At 52.1% G+C, this 15,768-nt stretch carries 12 protein-coding genes and 1 pseudogene; all 13 read left to right on the top strand.

Annotated features, from left to right (window positions below; translation table 11 throughout):
• The first annotated feature begins 1 nt into the window (after position 1).
• The 13 genes and pseudogenes from ACQZQY_RS00180 to ACQZQY_RS00120 all read left to right on the top strand — a co-directional run bounded on the left by ACQZQY_RS00180 (position 2) and on the right by ACQZQY_RS00120 (position 15,672).
• Positions 2-775, top strand: coding sequence for a DUF4123 domain-containing protein (locus ACQZQY_RS00180; RefSeq protein ID WP_431295549.1), 774 nt, complete (start codon positions 2-4; stop codon positions 773-775).
• A gap of 4 nt (positions 776-779) precedes the next feature.
• Complete coding sequence (locus ACQZQY_RS00175) at positions 780-1,121, top strand: hypothetical protein (RefSeq protein WP_431295548.1); 342 nt, start codon at positions 780-782, stop codon at positions 1,119-1,121.
• 29 nt (positions 1,122-1,150) lie between these two features.
• Positions 1,151-1,683 (top strand): annotated as a pseudogene (locus ACQZQY_RS00170) (DUF3304 domain-containing protein).
• Positions 1,684-1,814: 131 nt separating this feature from the next.
• Positions 1,815-2,339, top strand: coding sequence for a DUF3304 domain-containing protein (locus ACQZQY_RS00165; RefSeq protein ID WP_431295547.1), 525 nt, complete (start codon positions 1,815-1,817; stop codon positions 2,337-2,339).
• Positions 2,327-4,768, top strand: a complete 2,442-nt coding sequence (locus ACQZQY_RS00160) for a T6SS phospholipase effector Tle1-like catalytic domain-containing protein (protein ID WP_431295546.1) — start codon at positions 2,327-2,329, stop codon at positions 4,766-4,768. Before ACQZQY_RS00165 ends, ACQZQY_RS00160 begins: the two co-directional genes overlap by 13 nt.
• A 13-nt stretch (positions 4,769-4,781) precedes the next feature.
• Positions 4,782-5,039, top strand: a complete 258-nt coding sequence (locus ACQZQY_RS00155; RefSeq protein ID WP_431295545.1) for a PAAR domain-containing protein — start codon at positions 4,782-4,784, stop codon at positions 5,037-5,039.
• The gene (locus tag ACQZQY_RS00150) at positions 5,036-6,175 is read left to right on the top strand and encodes a hypothetical protein (protein ID WP_431295544.1); all 1,140 of its coding nucleotides are present in this window, start codon (positions 5,036-5,038) and stop codon (positions 6,173-6,175) included. The genes ACQZQY_RS00155 and ACQZQY_RS00150 overlap by 4 nt, the downstream gene beginning before the upstream one ends.
• A complete protein-coding gene (locus tag ACQZQY_RS00145) occupies positions 6,159-9,551 on the top strand; it encodes an ImcF-related family protein (RefSeq protein ID WP_431295543.1) in 3,393 nt (1,130 codons plus the stop codon). The genes ACQZQY_RS00150 and ACQZQY_RS00145 overlap by 17 nt, the downstream gene beginning before the upstream one ends.
• 136 nt (positions 9,552-9,687) lie before the next feature.
• Positions 9,688-10,398 (top strand): hypothetical protein, encoded by a 711-nt coding sequence (locus ACQZQY_RS00140; RefSeq protein ID WP_431295542.1) that lies wholly within the window; start codon positions 9,688-9,690, stop codon positions 10,396-10,398.
• A 54-nt stretch (positions 10,399-10,452) separates the two neighbouring features.
• Entirely contained in the window at positions 10,453-12,045 is a 1,593-nt protein-coding gene (gene tssA, locus ACQZQY_RS00135; RefSeq protein ID WP_431295541.1) for a type VI secretion system protein TssA, read from the top strand.
• A 38-nt stretch (positions 12,046-12,083) separates the two neighbouring features.
• Positions 12,084-12,611, top strand: a complete 528-nt coding sequence (locus tag ACQZQY_RS00130) for a DUF3304 domain-containing protein (RefSeq protein ID WP_431295540.1) — start codon at positions 12,084-12,086, stop codon at positions 12,609-12,611.
• Positions 12,612-12,661: 50 nt separating this feature from the next.
• Positions 12,662-13,237, top strand: a complete 576-nt coding sequence (locus ACQZQY_RS00125; RefSeq protein ID WP_431295539.1) for a DUF3304 domain-containing protein — start codon at positions 12,662-12,664, stop codon at positions 13,235-13,237.
• On the top strand, positions 13,225-15,672 hold the full coding sequence (locus tag ACQZQY_RS00120; protein WP_431295538.1) for a T6SS phospholipase effector Tle1-like catalytic domain-containing protein: 2,448 nt from the start codon (positions 13,225-13,227) through the stop codon (positions 15,670-15,672). Before ACQZQY_RS00125 ends, ACQZQY_RS00120 begins: the two co-directional genes overlap by 13 nt.
• Positions 15,673-15,768 lie beyond the last annotated feature (96 nt).

Genomic DNA, 15,768 nt, shown 5'->3' with positions numbered 1-15,768 from the left:
CATGAATAATAATCAGGTTCTTACATGGATCGATATTATTGAGTCATCCAGTGCCGATTTAAAGATAAAACATATAGACATTATTGTTGATCAGGCAGGCAGTGATTTTTCTTTGATCCCCACACTCACCCACTTTGAAACGTCGCTTCAATGGTGTTCTCTGTTTAAGAACCTTCCGGAAGAGGTGCTCCTGGAAGATGCACCCTTGTTGATCCGAATTGATCTCAAGAATACGTTACAACGGCAATGGATGATTGAATTAGCAACGCAATTCGCCGGAACAGGGCAGCTATTAATACTTTGTTCCATATGGCCTTTCAACAGCCTTGCTGATTATTTAAATCTGACGACTAACGTGATCTGTGGAAGTCAGGAGGGCATTTTTCGTTTCTACGACCCCCGCATTTTCCCTTTGTTATTCTCGCATATTCTCGATAAGCATCAGCAGGAACATCTGCTGCGTCCGGCTATTTTTTGGAGTTGGCTGGACAGAAACGAACTCCCCTGCCAAATCGCAGGGAATGGGACCTTGCTTACACGGGATGAGGAAATACCCATGCTCATTATCAATGACAGACAATTGGAAAATTTAATGTGCGTATGTGACGTGAATATATTACTCCGACACCTGATCGCGCCAGACACATTGAAAACAGATCAGGAAAGATTATTCACTATCTGTTATGAGGGGATGCTTTCAGCCACAGAAGCGGGTTTATTAATGGATGATGATAGGGAAACCTTTGTCAAAAACTTACTGTCGACGGTTTTGTAAAAACATGAAAAAAACAAAAACGCTGGTTATTTCCTTCCTGATAGCCATTCAACTTACCGTGCTCAACGGATGCGGAACAATGACCCGTGGTGAAAGTATGAATTTCACTCGCAGTTACATCGGATTTGAAACGGATAAAAAAGTGGTTTCCAATCCTTATTTTTGGATATTTTCTTTTGGGCTGTATCCTATTTTTTCTATCATTTCGATGCCTTTTGATATTGTCGTTGACACCCTTCTCTATCCTTATGACGTTCACCAATATGATCAGTTGATGAAAAAAAATACCACGAAACCTCCTTTCAAAAATAGTGAAAATACCGCTTCTGAACTCGACGCTAATTAATTCGCACTTTTCAGGGAAGGAACAGTGACATGAAACTCTCCAAAACCAGCCTGCTGGCTGGACTATTTCTGCTCTCAGCCTGTACTCAACCCGGTGCCGAAGCGCAGGGCGGCGGTGGTGGTGGCGGTACCATCGAAGCCATTAACCATACCCATTGGGCTATCAATAACTTCAGCGTCGACGGTCAGTCCGGCATTGATATTATTGGCCCCTATCAGGGCGGCGGTGGAGGCTGTTGCTATGGCGTCCCAGGACAGTGGCGGCCGGGGATGACGGTGAGGATTGACTGGGAAAGTGGTGATAGCAGTATGAAAGGGTTCCCAGGGTTCGGAGACGATGCTAAGTACTTGGCTTGGGAAAAAAAATGAGTGCCAATAATCGTCAGCATAGCAAAGTCGTACCCGTTCCTGATTACACAGGTCAAAAAACCTGCGGTATTACGATGCACTTTATGCCCTGTGATCAGGTAAAGGTCACCACTTCTTGCGCCACCTACAACAGCCCTAACTACCCGATCAAAGAACCGCTGAAGATGCCGAAGCCGAAAGACTGTCCGAAATAAACGCATCGGTTCTTCCAGTGCCCAAAACCCCATGATCAAACGCGGCTTATGCATTCTCTGCTGACTTATGAGCAGGAAACCCTAAGCAACGCGTTCTTCATACGTCTCACCCCAACGGAAGGAACAGTGACATGAAACTCTCCAAAACCAGCCTGCTGGCCGGGTTATTTCTGCTCTCAGCCTGCACTCAACCCGGTGCCGAAGCGCAGGGCGGTGGCGGTACTATCGAAGCCATCAACCATACCCACTGGGCTATCAATAATTTCAGCGTCGACGGCCAGTCCGGTATCGATATTATCGGCCCCTATCAGGGCGGCGGCGGCGGTTGTTGCTATGGCGTGCCGGGACAGTGGCGGCCGGGTATGACGGTCAGAATTGACTGGGAAACTGGAGTTGGGTACTCAATGGACTTTCCTGGGTATGAAAATGAAAAGAAATATCTTGAATGGGAAAAAAGAATAAATGGTCAGAAACGCCAACATAGCAAACTAGTGCCTGTTCCTGATTATACAGGGCAAAAAACCTGCGGTATTACGGTGCACTTTATGCCTTGTGATGAAGTAAAGGTCACCACCTCCTGTTCAACCTACAACAGCCCTAATTACCCGATCAAAGAACCATTGAAAATGCCGGAGCCAAAAGTATGTCCGAAATAAAATCTGAGGCAAAAGATCTGGTCTGGTACCCACAACAGTTCCCTAAACAAGGGCGTTTACCCACGCAGGCCGCGCTGGTCGGCAAAAACTGCCATCAGCAGGACAGCCACGAGCGCGCCTACCGGCAGGAGCTGTGTCTGGCCGCTAACCGGCGGGTTGAACCGCCCTGTTGTAACACTTTACATGTCAGTCTTTTTTTTGACGGTACCGGCAATAACCTGAACAACGACCTGTACCTGTCAGACCCAAAACACCCAACCAATATTGCCCGTCTGTTCCGTGCCACCATTGGTACCGGTTATGCCGGTGGGGTACAACAGAAGGAGGGATTACTGGATACCAGCGACAGCGTCAGTAAAAAATATTTCAAATATTATATCCCCGGCGTCGGCACCCCTTTTACAGAAATTAACGATCTGGAATACAGCATGACCGGCCTGGCCGGTGCGCGCTATGGCGAAGACCGGGTTAATTGGGGGCTACTGCGGCTGATTGATGCCCTGATGCGCACTATGGGTATGGACAAACTCGATGACAGCGCCTGTCTGACGGCAATAAAAGAGATGGGGACTTCCTGGGCAGCCCTCGGGCTAGGCGGCTCACATAACCGCTATGAAGAGTTCAGTAAACAGCTCAAAAAACTGGAAGCCAAACTGCGTATTGCCCTGTCACCCGCTGAACCGGGCAAACCCAAGCTGTTGGGTATTAAGCTGTATGTCTATGGATTTTCCCGTGGTGCGGCGGAAGCCCGCGCTTTTGTTCGCTGGCTGAGTGAGCTGCTGCCCAAACCTGAAGCCGAAGGCCAGAAGCCGCCGCAGTGTCTGGCCGTCAATGACCTGAAAATTCCCATCAGCGTTGAGTTTCTCGGCCTGCTGGACACCGTCGCTTCGGTGGGTATGGCTCATATTGCGCCGGTGGCCGAAGGTCATATGGCCTGGGCCGACGGCACGCAGGAGCTGCCCGATGAAGCCACCTACGGTGGGCTTATCAAGCGCTGCGTGCATCTGGTTTCCTCCAATGAGCAACGGTTGTGCTTCCCGCTGGACTCCATCCGCCATACCGACGGTAAATACCCGCTAAACAGCGTGGAAGTGGTCTATCCTGGGATGCATTCTGATTTAGGTGGGGGTTATCCACCTGGTGATCAGGGTAAAGCCACTAGCCCCAATGATGGTCTTCTCATTTCCCAGATCGCTTTACACGATATGTACGCCGCTGCCTTTGCTGTAGGGGCCCCCTTAAAGGTATCGCCTTCAGCACTACCTCAAGATTTAAGGCAGGAATTATGGAGAGCAATGCAGCCTGATTTGCAGCAACAATTTGTAATCTTCCCAGAACTCATCGCTCGCTTCAACGCCTGGCGCCAAGTGACGCTCAATCTGCCCCCAGCCCCACAGGAAGCAACCGCTGAACAAGCCGCGCAGTTTGACCCGGTACGCGCCAGCGTCACCCTTGAAAATGCGGTGGAAAACCAGATCGCGTGGATCACCGCGTGGCGTATTAACCGCTACGCCGGGGCGACCATGCTCAACACGCCGTTTTATCAGCAGCTTAATGACAAAGACGGTACAGATTTACAGCGTAATGCCTCCAAAGCGGATCGCAAGGAAAAACAAAATATTGTCGAGGAAAAGCGCAAAGAGCAGCTCGCCGCTCAACGCCCTGGTGATCCACCGCCAGTCCTCATGCCTGGTGTTAAAGACTTTGACCCTGATATCCCTAAAACCCAGCTCTATCAGGCTGCGCTGGAATTTGGCGAAGATTATCGCGGCGAGTCGCGCAGCTTAAGCAGTGGCTGGCAACTGGTTTTGGACACCATCCCGCAGAACGCCATTTTTCTGATCAATACCGACGACGAGCGGGAAGAGTTTGATCGCATAAAAACCCGTGCTGACCCTCTGGTCAAAATCCTGTTTCCGTCCGAAGGCGAAGCCAACAACGCGACACAACCGTCGGGTTTGCTGCGTTCCTTATATGATGATCAGGTTCATGACTCTCGCGCCTGGTTTTTGCACGGTTTTTTAGGCAGTCGTGAGCTCTGGGCCAGTTATTTCCGCTATCGGATGATCTACTTCGGGGACAACTGCAACAAAGAGCTCTCACTGCTGACCATTGCGGGCAACGTGGTGGGTGCAGCCACGCTGGTAGGTGGCGTTGTCTTTAGCTTTAAACAGAAAAGCCTGACCGGGAAATTGGCAGGGCTGGCTGGAACGGCAGGCGCAATGTCTTTAGAAACCAAAGCGCTGGATTTAATCACCAGACAAGCACTGCCAATGCTGCCAGAGGCCGAGCAACTGACAGCCTTTACCCAAGCGCCAGGCGTTATCGCCAGCCAGCAAAAGCAGCTTATTGGTGAACAACAGATTGAGCAGGCGAAAACCATGATTGCCTCTCGCTGGGCGCAGGCGCAGTCACTGCTGACGACATAATCAGGAGCTAAGGATGAAAAATATCATACGGCAGGGAGACAGCCTGCGTGAATACGGCGGCAAAGTGCTAGGCGGCCATTATTTGTGCTTTGGCAAAGGCATTGCCTGCAAAGGAGATGCCGTGATGTGTGACCGCCACGGGATGACCAAAATCATAGAAGGCAGCGCAATTTCACAGGTTGACGGTCAACCGGTGGCGCTCCACGGGCACCGCTGTGCCTGTGGTTGCACGCTGGTGAGTTCTTTTCCTGATTTTGGCATAGAGCAATGAATCCTCAACCCGACTTCCCTGCCTACCGGCAACCGCGCCCCCCCAAAGGTAAGCGGTGGCTGGCTGCCGGGGCGACGCTGCTCTTGCTGACCGGGGGAGCTGCCGCGCTGTTACGCCCTCAGGGTACGGAGTACGGCCAGGTGGTGGCCGTTATCCTTTTTATCACCGTGCTGAGTACGCTGGTTTGGGGGCTGCGGGTTCTGTTTTATCGCGCAGCAACGCATAACGCGCAGCTCTATTACCACGAAGTGGAACAGATTCAGCAACAGTGGTGGCAGCAACATCGTCAACATGTCGCACTGACAGAAGCCGTGTTAATCGGCCCCGCAGGCACCACATTGACCCAGTGGCAACGCCTGATTAACCGCGATCACCGTCAGCCTGAGGTACGCAACGAAGCTGGGGGAAAAGCGCTGCGCTTACTGCAGTCGTTTACGCCCAATCGCGCAGAAAGAGAAGTGCAACTGGCAAAAACATTGGTGTTGCAGTGGCAAGAGCAGCACGAAGGTGAGCTTTCGCTAACACCGCTACGTTGTTACTGGCTGGGTTCACCTGAAGCCTGGCAGGCCTTCTCCTCGCAAATGGCTGCGTCTTTACCTCATGTCGCGCTACCGCGTGATCCGGTTATCTGGCGAGGGGAAGCCAGCCTGTCGGAAATTATTGATGACCTGAGCCAGTTACCGCCGCAGACCGTCGTCCTCTGCGCTGGATGCCGGTCGGTTCCCGCAGAACACCAAAACAGGATCCCGGCCGGAGAGGCCGCCGTTTTGTGGCTATTGGGTCAGACGGGCAACGTACAATTTTCTCGCGGGGAAGTTTTTGACCCGTCCCCCGATGAAAATATCGTCACGGTCGCCCAGAGGGCGTTGGCGCAAAGTGAATTAACTCAACCGCCTGATACTTGCTTTTTGTTTTCACAACCGAATATTCCTGACCTGAACGACATCGGTTGGAATGTGACTCAGCATGTTCAGGATCTGAACTGGGGTGAACTGGCTGAGATTGAATCGATGGTGGCTCTGACTCTTGCTGCCTTTTTCGCGCAACACCATGCAGTGCCTTGCGGCTGGCTGGCTCGCGACCCTAATCACACACTCGCGCTTGGAATTGTTAAACCCTATGGATCAGGAAAATAAGCCTGCTGAAATATCAGTGGCTCTCACCGTTGTTATCACAATCGCTACGCTGACGCTGGTCATCTTTCTGGGAGGACTGGCATGGTGGTTCTGGGGCGAGCAAAAATCCACAGACTGGAACGTTGTTCGTAATCTGGTGATGGTCTGTCTCTTTATCTGGATTATTTCGCTGAGCGTAGTGACATTGGTTGTTATTGCCATCCGTCAGCTTGTTAAAGATAAAGCCAAGGATCCCAAAAGCGCCCTCAAAGCACAGCGTAAAAAAGCAAAAATACCCTCCGAAAATGTCGCGATCATAAAACGCCTGCGCCGCCGCTACGGCCTGTTTTGGCGTTACAAAGTGCGCCTGCTGATGGTCGTCGGTGAGCCAGAACAAATCGCAGTGCTCGCCCCAACACTGGCGGCGCAAGGCTGGCTGGAAGGTCAGCGTACGGTGCTGATCCACGGTGGCAGCCTGCATAAAGAAGCAGATGAAACCCGTCTGGCCCAATGGCGGAAACTTCGCTGCAGCCGCCCGCTCGATGGGATTGTCTGGGCGATGACAGAATCACAAAGCAAAGGCGCGCAGTGGCTGGATGACGGCCTGCGGACGCTGGAAAAAACCGGTGAAGCGCTGCGTTATCAGCCGCCGGTGTATCTGTGGCAGATTTGCGACAGTGCGTGGCCGCAGGCTGAGCGTGCTGAACAGCCGGTAGGTACGGTTTTTGCCGCGAATGCTTCCCCAGAATCTGTAGAATCGCAGCTGAAATCGCTGATCCCTCAGCTTCGCGAACAGGGGTTACAGCAGGTCTTTCTCAACCCTCAGCATGATTTCCTTCTGCGTCTGGCAAACACGCTGCAAGGATCCGCGGCACTGCGCTGGCGCAGGATCCTGACGCCGTGGTTCAGCGAATACGCTCAGCGCATTCCCCTGCGCGGGCTGATGTTCAGCATGCCCGATAGCTCAACCCCGGCGACGGACGTGCATGAAAAAACCTGGGCGGCACCAGCCAGCTGGCAGGGTGTGCTGGAGGACTGCCGGTCTGCGCAGGGTCGCCGCGTCGGTCTGCCGTGGGAGCAAACGCTCTGCTACGGGGTGCTGGCGCTGATTGTTCTGTGGGGCGCGGGCAGCGTGGTGTCTTTTGCGGTGAACCGTCATCAGATGATATCTGCCGCCGATCAGGCTCAGGTCCTGGCCAGACCGCAGCCGGTCACTGATGAACAGCTGATCGCCTTACAGGCGTTGCGCAATGATATTGGCCGGATGCAGGCCCGCGTGGCAAAAGGAGCGCCGTGGTATCAGCGTTTTGGTCTGGATCACAATGCCCAATTGCTGACTACCCTGCTGCCCTGGTATGGCAACGCCAGCAACCGTCTGATCCGTGATGCCGCCGCGGCAAGTTTGCAGCAAAAACTTAACGAACTGGCCAGCCTGCCCGCCAATAGCCCGAAACGTGCGGCGCTGGCAAAGTCAGGTTATGACCAGCTGAAAGCCTATCTGATGATGGCGCGCCCTGAAAAAGCCGATGGCGTCTTTTACACGCAGGTGATGAAGACCACAGAACCGGTTCGTCCCGACGTCTCCCCCGGTCTGTGGCAAAGTTTGGCACCGGATTTATGGCAGTTCTATGCGGTGAATTTACCTGCCCAGCCATCATGGAAAATCACTCCCGATAAATCCCTGGTATCACAGGCACGTCAGGTGCTGCTGGGAGAAATCGGCCAGCGCAACGCCGAAAGTACGCTGTATGAAAACATGCTGCTCTCGGTGCGCCGCAATTACGCGGACATGACGCTCGTCGACATGACTGGCGGAACCGATGCGCAGCGCCTGTTTACCAGCGAAGAAGTGGTGCCGGGCATGTTTACCCGCAAGGCGTGGGATGAACAGATCCAGCAGGCGATCGACAAAGCGGTGAAATCACGCCGCGAAGAAATTGACTGGGTGCTGAGTGATAACCGCCACTCGGTCTCCGAGAACATCTCCCCCGAGGCGCTGAAAAAACGTCTGACAGAACGCTACTTCACCGATTTTGCCGGCAGTTGGCTGACCTTCCTCAACAGCCTGCGCTGGAACGAAGCGCACAATCTTTCAGACGTTATCGACCAGCTGACGCTGATGAGCGACGTACGCCAGTCGCCGCTGATTGCCCTGATGAACACGCTGGCGTGGCAGGGGCAGACCGGACAGAAAGATCAGGCGCTGACCGACTCTCTGGTGAAATCCGCCAAAGCGTTGATCAACAGTGATGCACAACCGGCTATCGATCAGCAGGCCAGCGGACCGGTCGGCCCGCTGGATGAGACCTTCGGGCCGTTGCTGACGCTGATGGGCAAAGGCAACGCAAAAAATATGATGTCCTCTGACAGCTCCCTCAGCCTGCAAACGTTGCTGACCCGCGTTACCCGCGTACGTCTGAAACTCCAGCAGGTGGCGAACTCCTCAGACCCGCAGGAAATGACGCAGATACTGGCGCAAACCGTCTTTCAGGGGAAAAGCGTCGATTTGACCGACACACAGGAATACGGCAGCCTGATTGCCGCCAGTCTGGGTGAGGAGTGGAGCGGGTTCGGTCAGACCATGTTTGTCCAGCCGCTGAAGCAGGCGTGGGAGACGGTGTTACAACCTTCCTCCGCCAGCCTGAATGACCAGTGGAAAAACGCCATTGTGGCAAACTGGAAATCAGCCTTTGACGGGCGTTATCCGTTTGCGGTCAGTAAAAGTGATGCGTCGCTGCCGATGCTGGCAGAGTTTATCCGCAAAGACAGCGGCCGAATCGACAGCTTCCTGACCCGTCAACTGAGCGGCGTTCTACACAAAGAAGGCACGCGCTGGGTGCCGGACAAAGTGAACAGTCAGGGGCTGACGTTTAACCCGGCGTTCCTGACGGCGATTAATCAGCTGAGCCAGATCTCTGACATTTTGTTCACCGACGGCAGTCAGGGTATGCGCTTTGAACTGCTGGCGCGCCCGGTGCCGGACGTGGTGGAAACCAATCTGTCGGTCGATGGACAAAAACTGCATTACTTCAACCAGATGGAAAGCTGGCAGAGTTTCCGCTGGCCGGGGGATACCTATAAACCGGGCACCATGCTGACGTGGACCTCGACCTCTGCCGGGGCACGTTTGTACGGTGATTATCAGGGAACCTGGGGACTCATCCGCTGGCTCGAGCAGGCAAAACAGCAAAAGCTGGACCAAGGCCGCTATCAGCTGACCTTCACCACCCCAAACAAGCAGCTGCTGCAATGGATATTGCGCACCGAGCTGGGCAAAGGCCCGCTGGGGCTGTTGCAGTTGCGTAACTTCACGCTGCCGAACCAAATATTCCTGATACAGGCAGCACCAGCGCAGACCGAACAACCCTTTGATCCTGATGAGATCGCCGAAGAGTAATCTTCTTTTATCAAGTGTAGCCGGTGAACCCCCTACCATCTGACCGAAGTTTCTGAAAAAGAATCGGAAACATCACCAAAAAATATGCTTGGATTTGAATTTTCAATAATTACAACTAACCGGTAAGGAATTACCCGTGAATAAAATCAGTAAGTTTGTTTGGATAGGATTAATAATTAATGTCTTGTGGCTAGGTATATTAGCAAGCATTATGCTCGAGGCATTTAATTATCTATGGTTTATAATTATTCCTTTTTTCATTGCCATGACCTTCCAGGTAGTCAGTGTCTCTGTTCTTTTTAAAACATCAAGGCTAGGGCTTGCTTTGGCGATTTTAGGTTCATTAATTATGCTGCCTTTCAGCATGGTCTTTTTCATTGGCTATTTGTTTAGTTATGAAAACATTTGTAATAATGGTCTGAAAACTTACAAATCCATTGATAACAAAAAACCTGAAAGTGAGTTGAATTTCAACACATCTAAACTTGCAATGCGGGGATTATTGTTCGTTATTATTGGTCTTGTTTTTATCGGAGTATTTGTTGGCTGGTTATTTTTGTGCTTAGGACTGATTTTGATTTTAAATTCCTTCCGCTTAAAAAACACAATTATGCTGGGTTTATTGGATAACAATATTATTGTTACACCAGGGATGAATGCGCAGACATATCTTATTCCGCTGAGTGATGTGATGTTAATTAAAGAAGACAAAAAAATCGTTAAATTACATATCCTTTCAGCAGGTGTAAACCGTGAATGTTCGTTCCGAAAAAGTCTGATTAAAAATGAAAATAATCGGTCTGTACTTGGAGATATTATTTCAAAATTGGCAGCACAAGATAAGTGAACGATGGCCGCCCGGTAACATTTCAGCCATCAGAAAAGGAAATCAACATCGACTATGGCCACATTAACCATACTCCAAACTGCCTGCGGCGCAGAAAGTGAAGTGCTTTTAACGCAGTCACAATTGCAGGTCGAACTCTGGGATAACTGGCTGCAACCGCTCTCCTCAGACAATCCCGCCGGAACCGACCCCGGCTACGACGATGATTTTCAGCAGATGCGCGAAGAGGTCAACAAACTCTCTGGCGCAGATACCACCCTCACCTGCGAGCTGGCAGAAAAACTGCTGACCAGTCAGTGCAAGGACGTGCGCGTCGCCACCTATTACATCTGGGCGCGTCTGCATCGTGACGGTGAAGCCGGTCTGGCCGACGGCCTTTCCCTGCTGGCCGGGTTAATCACCCGTTTTGGCGAAAGCTTGCATCCCCTGCGTGCCGCCAGCCGTAAAACGGCGCTGGAATGGATTTCCGGGTCCCGCGTACTGGACAGCCTGTCGTTGTATCCGGAGGTGGAAAAAAATGATTTTACCCGCATCGTCGGTGCGCTGACGCTCATCGAACACGCACTGAACAACTGGGACGAGGCCTCCCGTCCGAAGCTAGCCGCATTGTTTACCGCGCTGGAAAACCGGCTGGTACAGTCCGGCGGAATGAACGCCGTCGTTCCGCAAAACAGCAGTTCGTCTTCCTCCACGCCGGAGAGCAACAGTGCTCCTTTCTTACGCGCGGTTCAGTCCGGACGCGATCTGATGGAACAGGCCAAAACGCTGGCGAAATACCTGCGCGAGCAACCGCAGGGCTGGCTCTCCAGCCATCATCTAATCAAAAGCGTACGCTGGGACACCGTACACGAATTGCCACCGCTGGATGCCAGTGGTCGCACCCGTTTGATGCCGCCACGTCCTGAATATCGTGCACAGCTGAAACGTCTGTATCTGCAACAAAGCTGGCTGGAATTGCTGGAGCAGGCGGGCTCCATGTTTAGTGAAGGGGTTAACCACTTCTGGCTGGATGTGCAGTGGTATTTGCATCAGGCACTCACAAAATCCGGCGTACCTTATAACGGCTGGGCCACGTGCATCACGCAGGATCTCAACCTGCTACTGACCCGTCTGCCGGGGCTGGAAAGTTTATCCTGGAGCGACGGCACGCCGTTCGCCGATGAAGTGACTCAAAGCTGGATTAACCAGCACGTGCTGGAATCTGACATCGGATGGGATAACGAAACTGCCGCTGCGGTCACTTGTGGCGAAGACGACATCCTTCAACTCGAATCCGAAGCACTGACACAGGCCGACAGCGACGGAGTCGAAACGGCCCTGCGCTGGTTGCAGTCACGTCCCGGCATCAGTACACCGCGACACCAGTGGCTGATACGTCTGGTAATGGCTCGCGTTGCGGAACAATACGGTAAGAATGATATGGCTTTGCATTTATTAGGCGATCTCGATAACTGTGGCGCAGCGCTCACTTTGCAGCAGTGGGAGCCAGAATTAATTTTTGAAGTCAAAGCCCGCCGCCTGAAATTACTGCGCATGAAAAATCAGCGCGGCGACGGTAATAAGAACCGCTTACTGACCGAAATGGACAACCTGCTCAGCGGGCTGATAGCACTGGATCCGGCCCGTGCTGCGGTGTTGTGCGGTTAAATCTCATTTAAGCTGCAGTTCTAAGGAAGGGATCAGAAATGAAAATTTCAAAATTCACCCTGCTGGCCATGATTCTATTACTCACCGCCTGCAAACCACCCGCCGCAGAAGCACGGGGTGGTGGTGGCGGTACTATCGAAGCAATCAACCACACCCACTGGGCTATCAATAACTTCAGCGTCGACGGGCAGTCAGGCATAGACATTATTGGCCCCTACCAAGGCGGCGGCGGTGGTTGTTGCTACGGCGTACCGGGGCAATGGAGGCCGGGCATGACTGTGAGAATTGGCTGGGAAACGGGAGAGTCATCAACCAAAGATTTTCCCGGCTTTGAAAATGAAGCAAAGTACTTAGAATGGGAAAAGAAAATACAAGCGACCCATCGCCAGCACAACAAAGTGGTGCCCGTCCCTGACTACACAGGCCAAGACACTTGCGGTATTACCGTGCACTTTATGCCCTGCGACGAGGTTAAAGTCACCACCTCTTGTATGACCTACGACAACCCTAACTATCCGATCAAAGAGCCGCTAAAGATGCCGGAGCCAAAAGTATGTCCGAAATAACCTCTGAGCCCAGCTAATTTCCGCACATATTCAATGGAAGGAACCTTTACATGAAACTCTCCCAACTCAGCCTGCTGGCCGGGCTTTTTCTGCTCATCGCCTGCAAGCCACCCGCCGCAGAAGCACAGGGCGGAGCCGGTACCATCAAAGCCATTAACCACACCCACTGGGCCATCAACAACTTCAGTGTCGATGGGCAGTCAGGTATTGACGCCATCGGCCCCTACGATGGCGGCGGCGGCGGATGTTGCTATGGGGTGCCAGAGGAATGGCGACCGGGCATGACTGTGCAAATTGACTGGGAAACGGGCGTAGCATTTGCTAGTGATATTCCTGAAATCCCTGAACCAACACGTCCTATCGCTGGTGCGGGAAACCCTGACCGCTGGCAAAAATATTATGAACAAAAACAATACTGGTATCAGAAAGTAAAATCTTTGAATCGCCAGCACAGAAAAATAGCGCCCGTCCCTGACTACACCAATCAGGACACCTGCGGCATTACCGTGCACTTTATGCCCTGCGACGACGTTAAAGTCACCACTTCCTGCTGGGCGCCGGGCAACGCCAACTACCCGATCAAAGAACCACTGAAGATGCCGGAGCCAAAAGTATGTCCCAAATAACCTCTCAGGCAGAAGGCCTGTTCTGCTACCCGGCGCAGTTCCCCTCACAGGGACGGTTGCCCGCTCAGGAAGCTCTGATAGGTAAAAACTGCCACCAGCAAGAAAGCCATGAACGCGCTTACCGTCAGGAGCTTTGCCTGGCAGCAAACCGGCGGGTAGAACCACCTTGCTGTAAAACGCTACATATCAGTCTGTTTTTTGACGGTACCGGCAATAACCTGAACAACGACCTGTACCTGTCAGACCCAAAACACCCAACCAATATTGCCCGTCTGTTCCGTGCCACCATCGGTACCGGCTACGCCGGTGGCGTACCAGACAATAAAGAGCCACTGGATAGCAGCGACAGCGTGAGCGAAAAATATTTCAAATACTATATTCCCGGTGTCGGCACCCCTTTCACCGAAATCGGAGATCTGGAGTACAGCACCTTCGGTTTAGCCGCCGCCAGCTATGGCGAAGACCGCATCAACTGGGCTCTGCTACGCATAATTGATACTTTGCAATATGTCCTCACTTCCAAAGGGATGAGTAATGCAGCCTCACTGAAGTCCATAGATAAAATGAATACTACTTGGGCGAGGTTCGGCTTCGGTGGAGCACATAACCGTTATGAAGAGTTCACTCAACAGCTAAAAGAGTTAGACAAAAGATCGGCATTACGCCGAGCGCTGGCCCCTGCCGAACTGGGCAAGCCTAAACTGCTGGGAATTAAGCTGTATATCTATGGTTTTTCCCGCGGGGCAGCAGAAGCGCGTGCCTTTGTGAAATGGTTAAGTGAATTGCTGCCTAAACCTGATAAGGAGAGCCAGAAGCCCGAACAGTGTCTGGCGGTAAACGATTTAAAAATCCCAATTAGCGTAGAGTTCCTCGGGCTGCTGGATACCGTCGCCTCGGTCGGTGTAGCCCATATCGCACCAGTTGCCGAAGGGCATATGGCCTGGGCAGACGGCACGCAGGAACTGCCGGATGAAGCCACCTACGGCGGGCTGATTAAAAAATGTGTGCATCTGGTTTCCGCCCATGAGCAACGGCTATGCTTCCCACTGGATTCTATCCGCCGTACAAACGGCCAATACCCAGCGAACAGTGTAGAAGTGTTTTATCCGGGTATGCATTCGGATTTAGGTGGAGGTTATCCGCCGGGTGACCAAGGCAAAGCGAATGGAAAAGATGATGGTTTATTACTTTCACAAATTGCATTACATGAGCTTTATGCCAGTGCATTTTCTATCGGGGCTCCTTTAAAAGTTTCTGGGAGCGTATTGGAGACCGATTTAAAAAAGGACATCTGGCGAGGCATGTCTTTAGATGTGGAGAATCACTTCATTATATCCCCAGATCTCATCACCCGATTCAACGCCTGGCGCGAAGTCACGCTAGGCCTGCCTGCCGCACCTCAGGATTTCACCGATGAACAGGCCGCACAATTTGATCCCATACCGGCCAAGGTCACCCTGGAAAGTGCGATTGACAACCAGATTGCCTGGATCACCGCATGGCGCATTAACCGCTACGCCGACAAAACCTTATTTATCACGCCGTTTTATCAACGCGCTTCGGATGCAGACAGTGAGCCTACTCATATGAAGGCGTCGAAGAAAGAATACGAGATAAAAGTGGACTATGTGAAAAAGAGAAGGCAAGACCAACGGATTGCACAGCGACCGGGTGATCCTGCGCCGGTCTTATTCCCCGGCACCAAGGACTTTGACCCGAAACTCGATCAAACCCAGCTTAAACAGGCGGCGATTGAGTTCGGTGAGGATTACCGCGAAGACTTTCGCAGTTACACCAGCATGCCCCATTTTATTCTGGAAACCATCCCGCTCACGCCGATTTATCTGCTCCGATCCGACGATGTTGGGCGTGATTTTCTGCTGATCAAAGGTATGGGGAAATTGCATGTCGACACCCTGTTCCCTCCGCAAGGTGAAGCCAGTAACGCCACGCAACCCAGCGGTTTAGTTCGTGCACTGTTTGACGATCAGGTACATGACTCCCGCGCCTGGTTCCTCCATTACGCACTGGGCAGCCGGGAACCCTGGGGAAGTTATTTCCTCTACCGGATGATCTATTTCGGCGAAAAATGCAATAAAGAGCTCTCACTGATGACCGTTGCGGGTAATGTTGCCGGGGCGCTTAACCCGACCAAAAGCGTGATTTTCCGTTTCTTACCTAAATCAGCCAAAGAGAAAGTATCGGAAGCGGTTGATGCCACTAAAACAACATTACTGAAAGCGGAACCGCTGGATTTCAACACTCAGCAACCTCTGACGATGGTGCCCGACGCCGGACAGGTGACCGCATTCACCCATGTACCAGGCGTAACCACCCATCAGCAAACGCAACTTATTGAGCAACAGCGATACGAACAAACTGAAACGATGATTGCTTTGCAGCGGGATAAAATTAACGCATTGCCAATGTCATAACTAAAACTCGCGATTTCTACCCCCAATAGTTGCTAACTCATTTAATTTCCACACAGGTGATCCCTTGCCTGTGCCATTTGGCTACTCAGAAACTGA

Source organism: Rahnella sp. PAMC25559, from assembly GCF_050632365.1.
Taxonomy (GTDB): domain Bacteria; phylum Pseudomonadota; class Gammaproteobacteria; order Enterobacterales; family Enterobacteriaceae; genus Rahnella; species Rahnella rivi.
Note: the sequence above shows the minus strand (reverse complement) of the source record. Positions and strands in the feature narration are given on the sequence as shown.